At 64.2% G+C, this 16961-nt stretch carries 14 protein-coding genes and 1 tRNA gene; 5 read left to right on the forward strand and 10 right to left on the reverse strand.

Going from position 1 to position 16961, the window contains the following annotated elements; all coding sequences use genetic code 11:
- Window positions 1–81: 81 nt before the first annotated feature.
- Entirely contained in the window at window positions 82–1539 is a 1458-nt protein-coding gene (locus ABD050_RS21090) for an MATE family efflux transporter (protein ID WP_343891484.1), read from the reverse strand.
- 220 nt (window positions 1540–1759) lie between these two features.
- The gene (locus ABD050_RS21095) at window positions 1760–4525 is read right to left on the reverse strand and encodes a valine--tRNA ligase (protein ID WP_343891485.1); all 2766 of its coding nucleotides are present in this window, start codon (window positions 4523–4525) and stop codon (window positions 1760–1762) included.
- 235 nt (window positions 4526–4760) lie between these two features.
- On the opposite strand from ABD050_RS21095, the gene ABD050_RS21100 reads away from it, so the two are divergent.
- On the forward strand, window positions 4761–5513 hold the full coding sequence (locus ABD050_RS21100) for a DUF6065 family protein (RefSeq protein ID WP_343891486.1): 753 nt from the start codon (window positions 4761–4763) through the stop codon (window positions 5511–5513).
- Window positions 5514–5640: 127 nt separating this feature from the next.
- Window positions 5641–6057 (forward strand): hypothetical protein, encoded by a 417-nt coding sequence (locus ABD050_RS21105; RefSeq protein WP_343891487.1) that lies wholly within the window; start codon window positions 5641–5643, stop codon window positions 6055–6057.
- A 240-nt stretch (window positions 6058–6297) separates the two neighbouring features.
- On the opposite strand, the gene ABD050_RS21110 is transcribed toward ABD050_RS21105, so the two are convergent.
- The 5 genes from ABD050_RS21110 to ABD050_RS21130 form a co-directional block, all read right to left on the reverse strand.
- On the reverse strand, window positions 6298–6978 hold the full coding sequence (locus tag ABD050_RS21110) for an ATPase (RefSeq protein ID WP_343891488.1): 681 nt from the start codon (window positions 6976–6978) through the stop codon (window positions 6298–6300).
- A 193-nt stretch (window positions 6979–7171) separates the two neighbouring features.
- Window positions 7172–9244: a S9 family peptidase gene (locus ABD050_RS21115; RefSeq protein ID WP_343891489.1), complete on the reverse strand. Its 2073-nt coding sequence runs from the start codon at window positions 9242–9244 to the stop codon at window positions 7172–7174.
- 41 nt (window positions 9245–9285) lie between these two features.
- Window positions 9286–9831 carry a DUF2497 domain-containing protein gene (locus ABD050_RS21120; RefSeq protein ID WP_343891490.1) on the reverse strand — a complete coding sequence of 182 codons (546 nt, stop codon included), beginning with the start codon at window positions 9829–9831 and terminating at the stop codon, window positions 9286–9288.
- Between the two features lie 40 nt (window positions 9832–9871).
- Window positions 9872–11383, reverse strand: coding sequence for a TolC family outer membrane protein (locus ABD050_RS21125; RefSeq protein WP_343891491.1), 1512 nt, complete (start codon window positions 11381–11383; stop codon window positions 9872–9874).
- A 15-nt stretch (window positions 11384–11398) separates the two neighbouring features.
- Window positions 11399–12067 (reverse strand): protein-L-isoaspartate O-methyltransferase family protein, encoded by a 669-nt coding sequence (locus ABD050_RS21130; RefSeq protein WP_343891492.1) that lies wholly within the window; start codon window positions 12065–12067, stop codon window positions 11399–11401.
- A gap of 269 nt (window positions 12068–12336) precedes the next feature.
- On the opposite strand from ABD050_RS21130, the gene ABD050_RS21135 reads away from it, so the two are divergent.
- Window positions 12337–12525: a hypothetical protein gene (locus ABD050_RS21135; RefSeq protein WP_343891493.1), complete on the forward strand. Its 189-nt coding sequence runs from the start codon at window positions 12337–12339 to the stop codon at window positions 12523–12525.
- Window positions 12526–12911: 386 nt separating this feature from the next.
- Window positions 12912–12985: transfer RNA gene (locus ABD050_RS21140), tRNA-Cys, on the forward strand.
- Between the two features lie 74 nt (window positions 12986–13059).
- On the opposite strand, the gene ABD050_RS21145 is transcribed toward ABD050_RS21140, so the two are convergent.
- From ABD050_RS21145 to gdhA, 3 genes are all read right to left on the reverse strand, one after another.
- Window positions 13060–13185 (reverse strand): hypothetical protein, encoded by a 126-nt coding sequence (locus ABD050_RS21145; RefSeq protein ID WP_343891494.1) that lies wholly within the window; start codon window positions 13183–13185, stop codon window positions 13060–13062.
- A 123-nt stretch (window positions 13186–13308) separates the two neighbouring features.
- The gene (locus ABD050_RS21150) at window positions 13309–13584 is read right to left on the reverse strand and encodes a hypothetical protein (RefSeq protein ID WP_343891495.1); all 276 of its coding nucleotides are present in this window, start codon (window positions 13582–13584) and stop codon (window positions 13309–13311) included.
- A 138-nt stretch (window positions 13585–13722) separates the two neighbouring features.
- Window positions 13723–15078 carry an NADP-specific glutamate dehydrogenase gene (gene gdhA / locus ABD050_RS21155; RefSeq protein ID WP_343891496.1) on the reverse strand — a complete coding sequence of 452 codons (1356 nt, stop codon included), beginning with the start codon at window positions 15076–15078 and terminating at the stop codon, window positions 13723–13725.
- A 173-nt stretch (window positions 15079–15251) separates the two neighbouring features.
- Between gdhA and ABD050_RS21160 the strand changes: the two genes are divergently transcribed.
- On the forward strand, window positions 15252–16898 hold the full coding sequence (locus tag ABD050_RS21160) for an acetolactate synthase large subunit (RefSeq protein ID WP_343891497.1): 1647 nt from the start codon (window positions 15252–15254) through the stop codon (window positions 16896–16898).
- The last annotated feature ends 63 nt before the right edge of the window (window positions 16899–16961 follow it).

Genomic DNA, 16961 nt, shown 5'->3' on the forward strand with positions numbered 1-16961 from the left:
ATTTCCATATTTATCAATATATTAGATGGTATTTTATGTAGTCGGGGCGAACCCCGATCTGATCGCATCAGGGCAATTTTGTCAGCCGGTCGGGTGCAGCCGTCCGGCCGGTTCGGAAGTGCCATGAGCATGCTCCCCGGCCTCCTCCGGGTCGGGCGGCACGACCAGCAGCTGCTCGCGCCAGTGGCTGCTGCGAAAATACAAGGTCGCGAGCGCAAGCGAAACGAGCGAGCCAAGCGGGAACGAGTACCACAAGGCATCCTGCCCCATGAACCGCGGCCCGATGAGTGCGAAGCCGATCCGCACCGGATAGAAGGCGATCGCCAGGATGATCAGCGGCGCGATCGTCGCGCCATTGGCGCGCACGGTCGAGAACAGCACCATCGTCGCGCCGAACATCAGGAAGGTCCAGCTCGCGATGAGCTGGATATGACGCGCGATCGGGATCGCTGGGCTGGCGCTGCCGACGAACAGCGCCATTACCTGCCGGTCGAACAGGATGATCGCGACGATCACGACGAGCGTGATGGCGGTGTTGTAGAGGATCCCGGCGCGCGTGATCGCATTCACCCGATCCCATTTACCGGCGCCGATATTCTGCGCCGCCATGCTGCTGACCGCGACGCCGATCGCCATCGCCGGCATCTGGATATAGGTCCAGAGCTGCTGCGAGACGGCATAAGCGGCAGCGGTATCGACGCCGAGCCGGTTGACCAGCCCGACCATGGTAAGGCCGGCGGTGGACATCACCAGCATCTGGGCGCCCATCGGCAAGCCCTTGGCGACGATGGTCTTCACCAGCGCCATCTCCGGAATCATGTAGCGCAGCTCATGACCGCGCAGCCGGATCGGCAGATCACGCCAATAGACATAGACGAGCAGCCCGGCCGACGAGATGAAGCCGGCAAGCAGGGTCGCGGTCGCCGAACCGGCGATCCCCATGCGCGGGAACGGGCCGATGCCATCTATCAGCAGCGGGTTGAAGCTGCTGTCGATCAGCACGCTGAGCAGCATGAACCACAAGGGAGTCAGCGAATCGCCGGTGCCGCGCAGGCTCATCTGGATCAGCACGCCGAGCATCGAGAAAGGCAGGCCGAGGAAGATCACGCGCAGATAGTCGCGCGCCATGTTCTGCGCCTCGCCCGGCGTGGCGAGCAGGCGAAGGATCTGCGGCGTGAACAGCCAGCCGAGAATCGAGATCACCACCGCGCCGCCGACCACCAGGCCGATCGTCGACCCGAAGGCGCGCCGCGCGCCGTTGATATCGCGCCGCCCGACCGACTGGCCGATCAGGACGGTCGCGGCCATGCCGAAGCCGAACACCGCCGAGAACATCAGGAACATGATGATGTTGGCGTTGGACGTCGCGGCGAGCGCGCTTTCTCCGAGGAAGCGCCCGACCCAGATCGCGTTGATCGAGCCGTTCAGCGACTGGAGGATATTCGAGCCGAGCGTCGGCAAGGCGAAGGCGAGCAGGGTCGAAGCGATCGGCCCGGTGGTAAGGTCGCGCTGGCCCGGGCGGGTTGGCCGGGACGCCATTATCGCGTCACCCCGGCGCCGGCCGGGGCCGCCCGGCACATGATGACTTCTTCCCCGGCGAAGGCCGGGGCCCAGTTGGGAGACAGAAGAAAACGGCCGATTCGCGCCATTGCAAGGACTTCCCAACTGGGCCCCGGCCTCCGCCGGGGAAGTACAAAAATCACTCGTCGAAAGAGCAAGTCGCCGGACGGATCAAAGGCGACACGTCGCCCGAGATATCTCAACCCAGCCGCCCCAGTGCCGCGCTCAACCGCTCAGCCTCAGCCGCCTTGTCGGCATGGTCAGCCCGTGCTTTCTCGACTGCCTCGGGCTTGGCCCGCTCGACAAAGCTCGGATTGCCAAGCCGGCCGGCAAGGCCGTCCCGCTCCTTCTCCGCCGCCGCGATTGCCTTGGAGAGCCGGGCACGCTCGGCGTCGAGGTCGATCACCCCTTCCAACGGAAGGACGAAGGTTGTTTCGTCGACAACGACCTGCGCTGCACCTTTCTGGGGAACTGTCTCGAATTCAATGCTGCCGAGCCGGGCGAGCCGCATCAGTGCATGGGTGTTGCGATTGATCCGATTTTGGGTCTCGGGTGGCGCATCCCGGTGCAGCAGCCTAACCTTGGTGCCGGGCGAAACGTTCAGCTCGTTGCGAACTGCCCGCACTTCGCTGACCAGCCGAATGAGCCAGTCGATTTCCTTGCTCGCCTCGGGATCAATCGCCCGCGCATCGGCCATCGGCCATTTGGCGACGATCAGCTCGCTCTCGCGCGGGCCCATCTTCGACCAGAGTTCCTCGGTGATGAAGGGCATGAACGGGTGGAGCAGGACCAGCATCTGGTCGAGCACCCAGCCCGCGACCATGCGGGTTTCGTCCGCCTCCGCGCCCGTCGCCGGTCCTTCCGCGGTCCCGAGCAGTGGCTTGATCAGTTCCAGATACCAGTCGCAGAAGCGGCTCCAGACGAACTGATAGACGGCGTTGGCCGCGCCATCGAACCGGTAATCGGCCAGCGCGAGATCGACCGCCTGCACCGTCTGGATCGTCTCGGCGATGATCCAGCGATTGACCGCCAGCGCCGCCTCGGGCGCCTCGAGCGTGGTGCTCGCCCCGATCCCGTTCGACTGGCAGAAGCGCGCGGCGTTCCACAGCTTGGTCGCGAAGTTGCGATAGCCCTCGACCCGCTTCTCATCCATCTTGATGTCGCGGCCCTGGCTCTCCATCGCCGCCATGAAGAAGCGCAGCGCGTCGGCGCCATACTGGTCGATCAGGCCGAGCGGATCGACCGTGTTGCCCTTGGACTTGGACATCTTCTGCCCGTCGGCCGCGCGGACCAGGCCGTGCAGATAGAGGGTGCGGAAGGGGACATCCTTCATGAAGTGGATGCCCTGCATCATCATGCGGGCGTCCCAGAAGAACAGGATGTCGAAGCCTGAGATGAGGACGTCGTTTGGATAGCGGCCGTGGAGTTTCACTTCCCCCCTCCCGCTTGCGGGAGGGGTAGGGGGAGGGCCTGTCATATCATCGGACGGCGCGTTTGAGGACACGCCCTCCCCTAGCCCCTCCCGCAAGCGGGAGGGGGATTCCTCGGGCCAGCCCATCGTCGCGAAGGGCCAGAGCGCGGAGGAGAACCAGGTATCGAGCACGTCATTGTCCTGGCGGAGCGCAACCCCCTCACCTGCCTGCGCCTGAGCGCCGGCCTCGTCCATCGCGACGAAGATACGGCCATCCTCAGCGAACCATGCCGGAATCCGGTGCCCCCACCACAGCTGCCGGCTCACGCACCAGGGCTGAATGTTCTCCATCCAGTTGAAGAAGGTCTTCTCCCAGGTCCTGGGCACGATCCTGATCGCGCCCGATTTCACCGCCTCGATCGCGGGCTTCGCAAGCGTCGCCGCATCGACATACCATTGGTCGGTCAGCCACGGCTCGATCACCACGCCGGATCGGTCGCCATAAGGCGTCTGGATCACCCGATCCTCGACACGCTCGAGCAGCCCTGCCTCGTCGAGCAACGCCACCACCCGCTTGCGCGCCTCGCCCGTCGTCAGCCCGATCAGATCAGCCGGGATCAACCCGTCCGACGTCTGGACGACCTGCGCCTTCGCATCGAGCATGTTGAGCATGTCGCCCGCCGCGAAGCCGGCGCGCTTGCCGACTTCGAAATCGTTGAAGTCATGCCCCGGGGTGATCTTCACCGCGCCCGAGCCGAGCTCGGGATCGGCATGCTCGTCAGCGACGATCGGAATCAGCCGCCCGGTGATCGGCAGCTTCACATGCTTGCCGATCAGCGCCGTGTAGCGCTCGTCCGCCGGGTTCACCGCGACTGCCATATCGGCGAGCATCGTCTCGGGCCGCGTCGTCGCGACCGAGATGAAGCCGGACCCGTCCTCGAGCGGATAGCGCAAATGCCAGAACTGGCCGTTGATCTCGCGCGTTTCCACCTCGAGATCGGAAATCGCGGTCCCGAGGCCCGGATCCCAGTTCACCAGCCTTTTGTCGCGATAGATCAGGCCTTCGTCGAACAGATCGACGAACACTTTCAGCACAGCCTTGCTGAAGCCCTCGTCCATGGTGAAGCGCTCATGTGCCCAGTCCATCGAACAGCCGAGCCGGCGGAGCTGCTGGGTGATGATCCCGCCGCTCTCGGCCTTCCACTCCCAAACCTTCTCGACGAACTGCTCGCGGGTGAAGTCAGTGCGCTTCTGCTGGTGCAGCGCCATGTTGCGCTCGACCACCATCTGAGTCGCGATCCCGGCATGGTCGGTGCCGACCACCCAGAGCGCATCCTTGCCCTGCAACCGCGCATGGCGGACGAGGATGTCCTGCAGCGTGTTGTCGAGCGCGTGGCCAATATGGAGGTTCCCCGTCACGTTGGGCGGCGGGTTGACGATCGTCCATGGCTCAGCGCCGGGGCGATCGGGATGGAACAGGCCGTTCGACTCCCAATGCGCATACCAGCGCGATTCGAGTTCGGCGGGGTCGAAGGTTTTGGGAAGCTCAGTCATGATGGGGCGGCTTTAGCCTTGGTGGGGCGTGAAAGGCCACCCCGCGGGCGCGGGTTATTCTGCCTTCGCGCCTCTTCTTCTTTCGTGACCGGCGCACGCGCGGCGGGTTCGACAACGAGCTCCGTCCTGTTTCGGAAAAGCCTGGTTCATCTTCAGTGCGCCACACCGCCCGATCGGTTCGGCAAGGAGCCTTGTCGGGCTATCGACGTTTCGACCGCAAGGAAGGAGCACCTGAATGCCCATCGTCACATTTCGCCAGCACGGCGATCGACCGGCTCCGCGACAGATCCGAATCGACGTCCCCGGCTGGGCGGGCGACAAGGAGGGGCGTGTCGACGGCAGCCATGAGCAGCCCTGGCACTGCATCCCCTTTTCGGAGAGCGCCCGCTACGGGATCGAGCTTCTCTATCCCTTCGAGGTGGAGCTGCGCGTCTCGAACATCGATGGCCGCGTCAGGCTCGACGCCGACTGGGGCGAACCGCCCGAGCCGGACATGATGTGGCCGCCGTTCCGGACATTCGGCGAGGATTATTATTCCTACCAGCTCTCGCTCGACCTGGAAGCGCCGGCCGGATGGGCGATCCGCACCGAACCCCATCCGCGCTATTTCACTGATGCCACCAACAGCACGCCGCTGGCCGTGCCCGCACTGATCCGCTCCGATTGGTGGCCGATGACGTTCTTCTGCATCTTCAAGGCCCCGCCTCCCGGCGTGACTCATGTCTTTCGCAAGGGCGAAGCCTTTATGAGCATCATCGTGCTGCCGGCCGATCCCGACCTGCAGCTTCAGCCGATGAGCAGCGAGGAGGCAGCCCAGCGCGAGATGCGCGCTCGCCGTCTCGCCGCGAGTCGCGACGCGCTCGCCGAGGGGACGCGCTGGCTCTCGTCGACGAATACCGTGTTCGACGGCACCTATCGCAACATGGCCCGCGCCGCGCGCGCCCGGCAGAAGCGTGATACGGGCAAAGCTAGATTGCCGGCAATCTAGCTGAACCGCGGATGCACGGCGCGTTCAGTGCGGCGGCATCTTCACCGACCTACTCTCCAGACAGCGCCGCCGGCCCCGGATTCGGGCCGGAGGCGCGCCGACCACCCAGTTGTATTTGGAGGAGGTTATGAAGCGTAAGACCAAAATGCTTGCCGGCGTCGCGGCAGCGGCGATCGCCGCTGCAAGCGCCGTTGCGGCGACACCCGCCGCGGCCGACACGATACCGCCGGCCGCCAGCTATGCCGACCTGTTCGAGCCGGTTCCCAACGCGATGGAGCGGCTGAATGCCGACGATGCGGCGGCGAGAAGCAATGCCGCGCGGCTGATACCGGCCCAATATTGGGGCGGCGAGCGGTATCACCACCATCATCACCATCACCATCACCATCACCATCACCACCACCATCATCATCACCATTCTCGCCGGTGGTATTATGACAATGGCTATTACTGGGATGGCTGGGGCTGGGTCTTCCGCCCCGTCTATCACCATCACCATCACCATCACCATCACCATCATCACCATCATTATCGCTGGGACTGATGGCGGATCGGAGCGCCGGCACCACCGGCCGCCGGCGTTCCGTTTGCCTTCCTGGAACGAAACGCATCCTAGTGATTTAAACACGATTCGACTTATCGAGGCGCACCGTCGGCGCCAGCCTCGATGTCACGGTCGATGTCGAGCCCGGCAAGGATCTCTATGTCCGGGTCGTCCCCAATGGCAGCATAGGCAATACCGCCTGGCCGTTCGCGCGGTGGCATGGACGTCTATTGCCAGACCCTATTGCGCTGCCGGTCGAATATCGATTTTCGACATCGCGAGCATGTGCGCAAGATCCTTTGGAAAAGCGGCGAACTGCCACAGAGGTCCGCGAGACGTTCTGGCCGCAAGGAGCGCCGGATCGCCGGTGGAATTATCGAAGAGATAGCAGTCGTCGACGTGCGCCGCGAACCACCCCAGCTCAGCGAAGGACCGTCGGCGCCGATCAACGATCTTGTCGGCAGGAACGTCATGACCGCCCTCGGACACCCTTATCCTGACTCGCTCGATCTGCAGTTCAGCTGATCGAAGTAACACGTAGATCATCTTGACGCGAAAACCCCTGGACTGGGCCTTGAGCACCAGATCGCGATACTTCGGCGACGATAAGACAGTCTCTACGCCGATTGTCTGATAGGTTTCGATCGACGCTTCGAGCCATTGCTGAATGCGTTGCACAGCGGCTAGATTCGCCTGATCAAGCGGCAGAGCCTCTCGTTCGACGATCTGCTGGGTCAACAGGTCCGGATTGATAATCCAGACCGAGCCACCCCACCCTTCGATATCGGTACGATTGTAGAAGGAACTCTTGCCGCTACCATTCGGCCCGGCAACGATCCAGAGAACGGGACGATCAGGCTTACGAGGGGTTTTGAGCGGCACGTTGCCGGTCTCGTCGCTCTTCTCTGATCCGACGCACATTCGAGCGGAAGGCGGCCAGCAAATCCAAACCGAGAGTCGGGCTCTCCGCCTGCACGACCTTCATCTGGATGACCGATCCGTCCGACGCGGTTACCCGTTTCGTCGGAAGGTCGCTGGGACGTGTTTTCCTGACATCGGTCATCGAGAACTCCTCATTCCCAATCTATGCACTAGATACGATCGAAGAAAGCCCTCACTGCGCCTTGCCCGTCCATTTCCCCATCCAGCCGAGCACCTCGCCATACCATTGGCGGCTCTCCTTCGGCTTCAGCACCCAGTGGCTGCCGCCCGGGAACACCACCAACCGCGAGGGAATGCCGCGCCGCTGCAGCGCGGTGAAGGCGGCCACGCCTTGGGTATAGGGAATGCGGTAATCGCCCTCGCTGGTGATGACGAGTTGCGGCGTCTGCCATTTGGTCACGAAATTGACCGGATTCCATTTCTCGAACGCGTCGGGCGCCTCGTAATAGGGATGCCCGCCATGCTCCCATTCGTCGAACCAGAGCTCCTCGGTCTCATAGGCCATGGCGCGCGCGTCGAAGACGCCGTCATGCTGGACGATGCACTTGAAACGATCGGGCCAGTTTCCCTCGATCCAGTTCATCATATAGCCGCCGTACGAAGCGCCGAGCGCGCAGGCGTTGCCAGCGTCGAGCCAGGCGAACTTGTCGGTTGCTGCCTTAAGCCCCTTTTGAAGGTCCTCGAGCGGCCAGCCGCCCCAGTTGCTGCGGATCGCGTCAGTGAAGCCCTGGCCGTATCCGGTCGAGCCGTGGAAATCGACCGCGACCAGGCCGTAACCGGCACCGGCAAACACAGCCGGGTTCCAGCGATAGGACCAGCTGTTGTTGCTCGAACCCTGCGGCCCGCCATGGACCATGAAGGCGATCGGCGCCTTCGCGCCCGCCGCGAGACCGGCGGGCTTGACCGCATAGCCCCAGACCGTGTCGCCATTGGCGCCGGCGAAGCTGAACCGGGTCACCTCGGGCATGTCGATCCCGGCGAGCTTGGCCGCATTGACCGAGGTCAGCCGAACCGTCTTCTTGCCGACAAGCATGTAGAAATCGTCGGGCGCGGTCAGGCTGTTCATCGAGAAGACCAGCCCTTTGGCAGTCGGCACCACGGCGGTGACATTGCCCGCCTGGGTCAGCCGGGTGATCTTGCCGCTGGCGGCGTCGATCGACCAGATCGGGTTCTCCTGCGTGTCTTCCGCCGTGACGATGATCGCCTTGCTGTCGCGCGACCAGGCGATCGACCCGACCGAGCGATCCCAGCTCTCGGTCAGCGCGCGAACAGTGCCAGTCGCGAGATCGCGGACCATCAGCACCTGCCGGTCAGCCTCGTAGCCGGGCCGCTTCATCGCGAACCAGGCGAGCGACTTGCCGTCGGGCGAGGCAGCCGGGAGATTGTCCATGCCGTGATTGGCTTCGGTCAAATTGACCGGGGCCGATGATCCGTCAGCGGGGGCGGCGAAAATATCGAGGTTCACCGACAGCGGCTCCATCGGCAAATCCGATTTCACCCCCGACACCGGTGACTGGCGCAGCGCGAAATAGATCGTCTTGCCGTCGGGGCTCCACGAAATTTCCTCAGCCCCGCCGAACGGCTTGGACGGGCTGTCGCCGACCAGCCCGCGCTCGATCGCGACACCATTGCCAGGGGCCCCGTCGGCGGTCAGCGGCAGGACGAAGATCTGCGAGCGCTTGTAATCATACCAGCTCGCCCAGTGGCGAATGAACATCTGATCGTACGCGCGGCCATTGCCCGCGTTCGCTTCCTTCTTGACCATTGGCGGCTCGAGGCTCGGCGCGCCGATGCCGCGATCAGCGAAGACGAGCAGTCTGTCGCCGGTGGGCGCGACCTTGAAGCCGCCCATGCCGCCCTTGAAGCTGGTGAGCTGCTTCGCCGCACCGCCGGCGATCGCCACTGACCAGACTTCGTCGTCGCCGCCCTTGTCGGACTGGAAATAGACTGTCCTGCCATCAGCCGAGAATTGCGGCGCCGTCTCGTTGACGTCAGCCTCGGCGACCAGTTTCTCGGGCACCGCGCCCTTCCGGGTCAGGTCGAGCTTCCACAGATCGAACCGCCCCCCATCGGTCGCGAGATCAGTTTCGCGCTGCTGCCAGACGAGCCAATGGCCGTCCTTCGAGACATCCGGCGCGCCGACCCGGGAGAGCATGGTCACGTCGTCGATGGTGAGTTGGCGGGCGCCGGCGGGCGCGGCGGCAGCGATGAGCGCGAGAAGGCTCGCTGATAGGATGATCTTCATGCGCGCGGGTCTGGCAGAAGCCGGCGCGACAGGCAATCGGCTCAGCGCGAGCCGGTAATCCGGGCGATTTCCTGCGACACCATCGCCTCGACCATTGCCGGCAGATTGGCGTCGAGCCACTCGCGCAGCATCGGCCGGAGCATCTCGCGGACCAGCGCCTCGAGTGTGTCGCTGCCGGCGACTTCCGGCTTCACGATCAGCCGCGACAGCGCGTCGAGCGCGCCGCGGCTCGCCTCTGCGGCGCGGGGCGAGACGATCGGATCGGCAGGTGCAGCCCGCGGCGAAGGGACCGGATCGGCAACCGGGGCCACAGACGGCATGGTGGCGCTCTCCCGATCGGGGGTCGCATGATCGACGGGTGACCGGTCGACGGGAGCAGGCGCTTCCTCGTCCATCGCCGGCACCGGATCGCTCAGCTCAAGGATTTCATCATGTCCGAACGAGTCGCGCTCGGGCCGGGTGATCACCGGACGCCCCGCCCGCCTGGCGCGGCTGGCGGCGGTCGCCGTCTCGCCCTCTTCGGCAATGATGCGTTTGATCGAGGAGAGGATGTCCTCCATCGAGGGTTCAGCGCTGATATCGCCCATTAAAAGGACCCCGTACCCAAACGCCGCTCGTCAGCAGCCTCTATCTGACTCCACCTGAGGGATTAGGAGCGCTCGTGTCAACTGCGGGTTCTACCGGGGCATCAAGGATCGGATCGAGCGGCCGGGTGACGACCGACCCCTGGGCGGGCGTACCAACGGTGCTCGTCGCCGTCGCCACCGGATCGGGATCCGAGCCATAGTCCCAGATCTTGTTCCGGACGCGCTTGTAGTTGGTGGTCGGATCGTAGAGGGGCCCGCCATCGAGCCCAAGGTCACGCGCCTCGGCATGGCCCATCGCCGCGAGCAGCGCGAAGCCGGCGACATAGGCGTCGCGCTGCGCCGTCACCAGCGTGACCTGCGAGTTCAGCAGCTCCTGCTCGGCGTTCAGGATGTCGAGGATGGTCCGGTTGCCAACGCTGTTCTCGGCGCGGACGCCCTCGAGCGAGAGCTTGTTGGCGTTGACCGCCACTTCGGACGAGGCGATCACCTCGAGCGAGGATTTCCACACCGCATAGGCCGAACGCGCCTGCGCGATCACGGTGCGCTCGGTCTCGGTCACCTGTTCGATCGCCTGGGCGCGCCGGTCCTGCGCCTGGCGGATCCGCGCCGCGGGCAGGCCGCCTTGGAACAGCGGCATGGTCAGTCCGAGGCCGACCGTGGCCGAGGTACCGGACTGACCCACCGCCACGCCCGTGCCCGACCCGAGCGACCCGAGATAATTATAATAATTGCCGCCGACATTGACGCTCAGCCTGGGCAACCGCCCGGCGCGCGCGACATTCACGTCAAAGGCACTCGCATCGCGGGATTTCGCGGCGGCGAGCAGAGTCGGGTTGTTCTTCAGCGCGACCGTCACCGCACTGTCGGGGTCACCGGGGAGATTGGGCAGCGGCGGCGGCACCTCGAGATCGCCCGGCGGGGTGCCGACCAGCCGGATATAGCTTTCGCGGCTCGAGATCAGCCGCGATTGCGCCGATTGCAGCTGGCTGCGTGCCACCGCGAGTCGCGCATCGGACTGGGCGACGTCAGTGCGGGTCAGGTCGCCGACCTGGAACCGGTCCTTCGACGCCTGCAGGTTGACGTCGAGGACATGCACATTCTGTTCGTTGAGCGACACGATCGCCTCGTCGCGGATCACGTCCATATAGGCGCCGACCACATTGGTGAAGAGATCCGACTCAGTGCCGCGCAGGGTGAGGTCGCCGGCATCGACGCGCGTTTCCGCCGCCCGCACCGAATTCCTGACCGCGCCGCCGCTGAAGATCGGAATCGACAGCGTTGTCGAGCCGGTCGCCTGCCGATCGGGCGAGACGAAGCTGTTCGCCGATTTCACCACATTCTCGGTATAGCTGCTCGTCAGATTCACGCCGGGCAGCCCGGCCGAACGCGCGATCGGCACTTCCTCGTCATTCGCGCGGACATTGGCGCGCTGGGCGGCCAGGGTCGGGTTGGTGTGGTACGCCTTGACCAGCGCTTCGCGCAGCGTTTCAGCCGAAACGGGCGCCGCAACCGACACCACCGCCACGCCGACAAGCAAATAGGTACGGAGCATAGGTCGCGGCATCTTTCAGAAAGTAAAGGTTCTGGGCCGGGCGAACCCCGGCAGTGGAACGCAATCGATATCGGCGAAATCGAGCAGGGCGAATCCGCCCGCGGTCTTGCGGCCCGAGGTGAGCCTGGTGATCCCGCGATCGGCGATTCCGGCCACCGCACGGCCGCCGGCGCGAATCTGCTCGACCAGCGCCTCGGGCACATGCTCGACCGCGCCGTCGATCATCAGGACGTCATAGGGAGCGCCCGCTGCATGCCCGGCCTCGAGCGGGCCCTCGACAAGCGTGACGTTCGGGTAGCCGACGAGCGCCTCACGCGCCATCGCCGCAAGCCCCGGATCGCTTTCGACAGCGACCACCGCCGCGACCAGCCCGGCAAGCACCGCCGCGGTATAGCCGCCGGCCGCGCCGATCAGCAGCACGCGGTCGGTCGGCAGCAGCCAGGCCTCGGTCAGCAACCGCCCTGTCGCGATCGGCACATTCTGGAAACGTCCACGGCCGAGCGGCACCGCCGTGTCGCGATAGGCGATGCCGCGCACATCGGCCGGCAGGAAAGTCTCGCGCGGCACCCGCGCCATCGCCGCCACAACGCGCGCGTCGCTCACTGCGTTGGTGCGCAGCTGGCTCGCCACCATCGCGTGACGCATCGCCTCGAAGCGGTTTGAATCGATTGCCGTCAGTTCCATAGGTCACCCTGTCGCACAACTGTTTTAGTGGTGCAATACACTTGTTGCGTTTGCGCTTGTATCGCGCAGGCCCGCCCGCGCCAAGCGACGCGCATGGCAATTTTATCCCGGCGAGGCAACGCCGCATCTTCGCTGTGCCCGCGCCCCCGTCACCTTGATCTGGGTTCGGCTGATTCCCGGCTCTCTTCATCAGTTTGTCAGCCAAATGTCATGAGAATTGTGCTATGCAGCAATTTCTGTCCAAAGGAATATGAGGTCCGAGTCGGCAGATGAACATCTTGCAACTTCTGCGCTGCGCGAAGGGTCATCATGTCCGTTCGGGCCGACGCGCCCGTTTCGTCAACGGCAGGCGGGAAAGCGTCTGCCGTGGATGCGGCCGCAAAATGGTCAAGGAGGATCAATATTGGCGCCTGGCCGATGACGGCGGCACCGCGCAGGAAACCCAGCCGGCGACCTGAAGGCCGAAGCGCCGGCCTTCGCGAACTGCCCGCCGGAATTATACCCAGTCGAGGACGGTCAGCGCGTCGACTGCCAGCAATAGGCCGACCAGCAGCATTATCCTGCCTTTCTGCCGCATCTTCCCCCCGCCCCGTTGTGACCATCGCCCGAACCAGCCGGACTTCCCCCGCCGGCCCGGATATCTTGTCGGCTCCGGCCGGAGTCGGTCAAGGCGCGCTTGCCGAAATCCCCGAAAATGGGTGCAACAGCCTGGCCAGGCGCCGATCATCGCGAGCAGATCGATCCTTGCCTATAGGGCAGGTGGACGCGGCGGCGCGCAGCGGCGCAGAAAACTGCGTGCGCCCGGTTGACCCGACGCCAAAAACCACGCATCTGCGCCGCCTTCGGCCCGATGGCGGAGTGGTTACGCAGAGGACTGCAAATCCTTGCACCCGAGTTCGATTCTCGGTCGGGCCTCCATCTCCTTGAAATTCATGCTTTTCCCACGATCGATGGCGGCGCCGTTCGTCGGATCTTCAGCGCAGGCGGTCGCGTCACTCGATCGAGAACGCTGCATAGATCCCAAGCCATATCATCCTGATCGCGACCAGGGACAGGAGGCCGAGCGTGACGGTCGCCACGATCGCGACCGGGAAATTGACATCGCGGTCCGGCGGCATCGGATCCGATCTCCAGAACCCGTCAAATCCCCGGTACGATAAACTACATTCCGTGGCTTTATCAGCGAAATCGAGTCTGAGAGGGCTAATCGACGCCCCGGAAGAATGGGCCTCGCGCCAGGATCAGGGCGCCTCGTCCGCCATCGGGGTCGTCGGCAGGCGCAGGTTGATGGCGTCATATTGATCGAGCAGTGCCGTCACCTCCTCGACGATGACGCGCTGCTCGCGGCAGATCCGCTCGCTGGCATCGACTGTCGGCACCCCGTCGCGGCCGTCATGCACGCTGAAGCCCTGTTCGATCAGCCAGATCGTGTCCATCGCCCGGGCGCGCTGGCGGCGGAGATGATAAGCCCATTGCTCGATCAGTCCTGAAGGGACGCGGCGTTCGATTTCACCCATGATGCCGCCTAGACGACAGGGGGGACGCAGCGCCAGCCAAATTGCGCGGTGCGGCGCGCGCTGATCTTCGACATTCGGCGGCTCACCGCAGCCGCGCGATCCGGCCGCATGCCGAAACGATCGCCGGGCGCGCCTGCCCTACACGACGCCGAACGCAAGCATCGCATCAGCCACCTTCTTGAAGCCGGCGATGTTCGCGCCCTTCACATAGTCGATATAGCCGTCATCGGCCCGGCCATAGGCCACGCAGCGATCATGGATGCCTTCCATGATGTCGAGCAGCAGTTGCTGCAGTTCCGCCTCCTTCCAGGCGCGCCGCTCGCTGTTCTGGCTCATCTCGAGCCCCGAGACAGCGACGCCGCCGGCATTGGCCGCCTTGCCCGGCGCGAACAGGATCCTGGCCTCCTTGAAGACGTGCACGCCCTCGAGATTGGTCGGCATATTGGCGCCTTCCGCCACCGCGATGCACCCGCCCGCGATCAGCGCCCGCGCGTCCATGCCGAGCAGTTCGTTCTGCGTCGCGCAGGGCAAGGCGACGTCGCAATGGACGCCCCATGGCGTCATGCCGGCATGGAAGGTCGCACCGTTGAATTCCCTGGCATAATCCGAGATTCGCCCGCGCCGCTTGGTCTTGTGCGCCTTCACCCAGTCGATCTTCTCCTGGTCGATGCCGTCGGGATCATGAATGAAGCCCTCGCTGTCCGACAGGGTCAGCACCTTGCCGCCGAGCTGAGTCACTTTCTCGGCAGCATGAGTCGCGACATTGCCCGATCCCGAGATCACCGCGGTCTTGCCCTCGAGGTCGGTGCCGCGCGTCTTGAGCATGGACTGGAGGAAATAGACCGCGCCATAGCCGGTCGCCTCGGTGCGGATCAGCGACCCGCCATATTCGAGGCCCTTGCCGGTCAACACGCCGGTGAACTGGTTGGTGATGCGCTTGTACTGGCCGAACATATAGCCGATCTCGCGCCCGCCCACGCCGATATCCCCCGCCGGCACGTCGACGTCGGCGCCGACATGGCGGTAGAGCTCAGTCATGAAGCTCTGGCAGAAGCGCATCACCTCGTGATCGCTCTTGCCCTTCGGGTTGAAGTTGGATCCGCCCTTGCCGCCACCCATCGGCAGGCCGGTCAGCGCATTCTTGAAGGTCTGCTCGAAGGCGAGGAACTTGAGCACGCTCTCGGTGACCGAGGGGTGGAAGCGGATGCCGCCCTTATAGGGGCCGATCGCATTGTTGTTCTGCACCCGCCAGCCGCGCTGCACGCGGATATTGTGGCTGTCGTCCTCCCAGCAGACGCGGAACGAGATGATCCGGTCAGGCTCGGCGATGCGCCGCAGGATCTGGTAATGGTGATATTCTTCCTTGTCTGCGATGAACTCGTAAATGTCCTGGGCAACCTCCTGGACAGCTTGAATAAACTCGGTCTGCCCAGGGTTGCGTTTCTTCACGCCCTCCATGAATGTCGACAGGTCGACATGGTCGGTCATCGCCATTTTCGGTCCTCTCCAGATGCCGTTGCAACGCAGACTGGTGCGACCTGCCGCTTCGAGTCGCGGCTTTCTATTGCGGGCAGAATACACTATTTCGCGGCGCCAAGTCGTCCACGAGAGTCGGCTGAGGGCAGGTCGCTTTTTGTTTGGTGTCCAACCGGCAGGGGAAACGAGCGATGAAAGCCTCGGACGTCTTCATCAAATGCCTCGAGCAGGAAGGCGTCGAATATGTTTTCGGCGTTCCGGGCGAGGAAAATCTCGATTTCCTCGACAGCCTGTCGCGCTCCTCGATCAAGCTGATCCTGACCCGGCACGAACAGGGCGCGGGGTTCATGGCGGCGACCTATGGGCGCCACACCGGCAAGACCGGCGTCTGCCTCTCCACCCTCGGCCCGGGCGCGACCAATCTGGTGACGGCCGCCGCCTATGCAACGCTTGGCGGCATGCCGATCCTGATGGTGACCGGCCAGAAACCGATCAAGAAATCCAAGCAGGGCCGCTTCCAGATCCTCGACGTCGTCGCGATGATGGGGCCGCTCACCAAATATACCCATCAGCTCGCCAGCGCCGACAATATCCCGAGCCGGGTCCGCGAGAGCTTCCGCCTCGCCGAGGAGGAGAAGCCCGGCGCGACCCATCTCGAATTCCCCGAGGATGTCGCCGAAGAGCAGACCGACAGCCTGCCGATCAAGGCAAGCCTGTGCCGCCGCCCCTCGGCAGAGCCCAAGGCGGTCCGTGCCGCGGTCAGGCGGCTCGAACACGCCAAATCACCCTTGCTGGTGATCGGCGCCGGCGCGAACCGCAAACTAACCGGCAGGATGCTGCTACAGTTCGTTGAAAAGACGGGCATTCCCTTCGTCACGACTCAGCTCGGCAAGGGCGTGATCGACGAGAAGCATCCGAAATTCCTCGGCTGCGCCGCGCTCTCCGCCGGCGACTTCGTCCACCGCGCGATCGAGGCGGCCGACCTGATCGTCAATGTCGGCCATGACGTCATCGAGAAGCCGCCCTTCTTCATGCGGCCCGGCGGCGACGACGTCATCCATGTGTCGAGCCGCTCGGCCGAGGTCGATCCGGTCTATTTCCCCCAGATCGAGGTGATCGGCGATATCGCCAACGCCATCTGGCAGATGAAGGAGGATATCGTCCCCTCGGCCGGCTGGTCGTTCGACGCGATGCACGCGGCCCGCGCGGCCGAGGTTGCCCACACTGCTTCGCTCGATGGCGACCAGCGCTTCCCGATCTTCCCGCCGAACCTCGTCCGCGAGGTCCGGGCGGCGATGCCGAGCGACGGCATCATCGCGCTCGACAATGGCGTCTACAAGATCTGGTTCGCCCGCAACTATCCCGCGCGCCAGCAGAACACCGTGCTGCTCGACAATGCGCTGGCGACGATGGGTGCGGGCCTCCCTTCGGCGATGGCGTCTGCGATGGTCTATCCCGGCCGCAAGGTAATGGCGATCTGCGGCGATGGCGGCTTCATGATGAACAGCCAGGAGATGGAGACAGCGGTCCGCCTCAAGCTCAACCTCACCGTGCTGATCCTCAATGACGGCAGCTACGGCATGATCCGCTGGAAGCAGGCCAATATGGGCTTCAAGGATTTCGGGCTGACCTACGGCAACCCGGACTTCGTCAAATATGCGGAAAGCTACGGCGCCTTCGGCCACCGGGTGGAGAGCGCCGCGCATCTGCCCGAATTGCTGAAGCACACGCTTGAATCGCCGGGCGTCCATCTGATCGATTGCCCGGTCGATTATAGCGACAACGACCGCATCCTGAACCATGAGATCAGGGAATTGAGCGCCCAACTCCAGGCCTGACCTGACTTGCCGAGCAAGCGCTTCTGTCGAAAGAAAGGGGCTGGAAACGACCAGCCCGAACGG

The organism is Sphingomonas oligophenolica, from assembly GCF_039522915.1.
GTDB lineage: Bacteria > Pseudomonadota > Alphaproteobacteria > Sphingomonadales > Sphingomonadaceae > Sphingomonas > Sphingomonas oligophenolica.

Bases quoted from the DNA above. Each gene is read 5' to 3' on its own strand.
- ABD050_RS21090 (WP_343891484.1), bottom strand. From the start codon at position 1,539: ATGGCGTCCCGGCCAACCCGCCCGGGCCAGCGCGACCTTACCACCGGG.
- ABD050_RS21095 (WP_343891485.1), bottom strand. From the start codon at position 4,525: ATGACTGAGCTTCCCAAAACCTTCGACCCCGCCGAACTCGAATCGCGC.
- ABD050_RS21100 (WP_343891486.1), top strand. From the start codon at position 4,761: ATGCCCATCGTCACATTTCGCCAGCACGGCGATCGACCGGCTCCGCGA.
- ABD050_RS21105 (WP_343891487.1), top strand. From the start codon at position 5,641: ATGAAGCGTAAGACCAAAATGCTTGCCGGCGTCGCGGCAGCGGCGATC.
- ABD050_RS21110 (WP_343891488.1), bottom strand. From the start codon at position 6,978: ATGTGCGTCGGATCAGAGAAGAGCGACGAGACCGGCAACGTGCCGCTC.
- ABD050_RS21115 (WP_343891489.1), bottom strand. From the start codon at position 9,244: ATGAAGATCATCCTATCAGCGAGCCTTCTCGCGCTCATCGCTGCCGCC.
- ABD050_RS21120 (WP_343891490.1), bottom strand. From the start codon at position 9,831: ATGGGCGATATCAGCGCTGAACCCTCGATGGAGGACATCCTCTCCTCG.
- ABD050_RS21125 (WP_343891491.1), bottom strand. From the start codon at position 11,383: ATGCTCCGTACCTATTTGCTTGTCGGCGTGGCGGTGGTGTCGGTTGCG.
- ABD050_RS21130 (WP_343891492.1), bottom strand. From the start codon at position 12,067: ATGGAACTGACGGCAATCGATTCAAACCGCTTCGAGGCGATGCGTCAC.
- ABD050_RS21135 (WP_343891493.1), top strand. From the start codon at position 12,337: ATGAACATCTTGCAACTTCTGCGCTGCGCGAAGGGTCATCATGTCCGT.
- ABD050_RS21145 (WP_343891494.1), bottom strand. From the start codon at position 13,185: ATGCCGCCGGACCGCGATGTCAATTTCCCGGTCGCGATCGTGGCGACC.
- ABD050_RS21150 (WP_343891495.1), bottom strand. From the start codon at position 13,584: ATGGGTGAAATCGAACGCCGCGTCCCTTCAGGACTGATCGAGCAATGG.
- gdhA (WP_343891496.1), bottom strand. From the start codon at position 15,078: ATGGCGATGACCGACCATGTCGACCTGTCGACATTCATGGAGGGCGTG.
- ABD050_RS21160 (WP_343891497.1), top strand. From the start codon at position 15,252: ATGAAAGCCTCGGACGTCTTCATCAAATGCCTCGAGCAGGAAGGCGTC.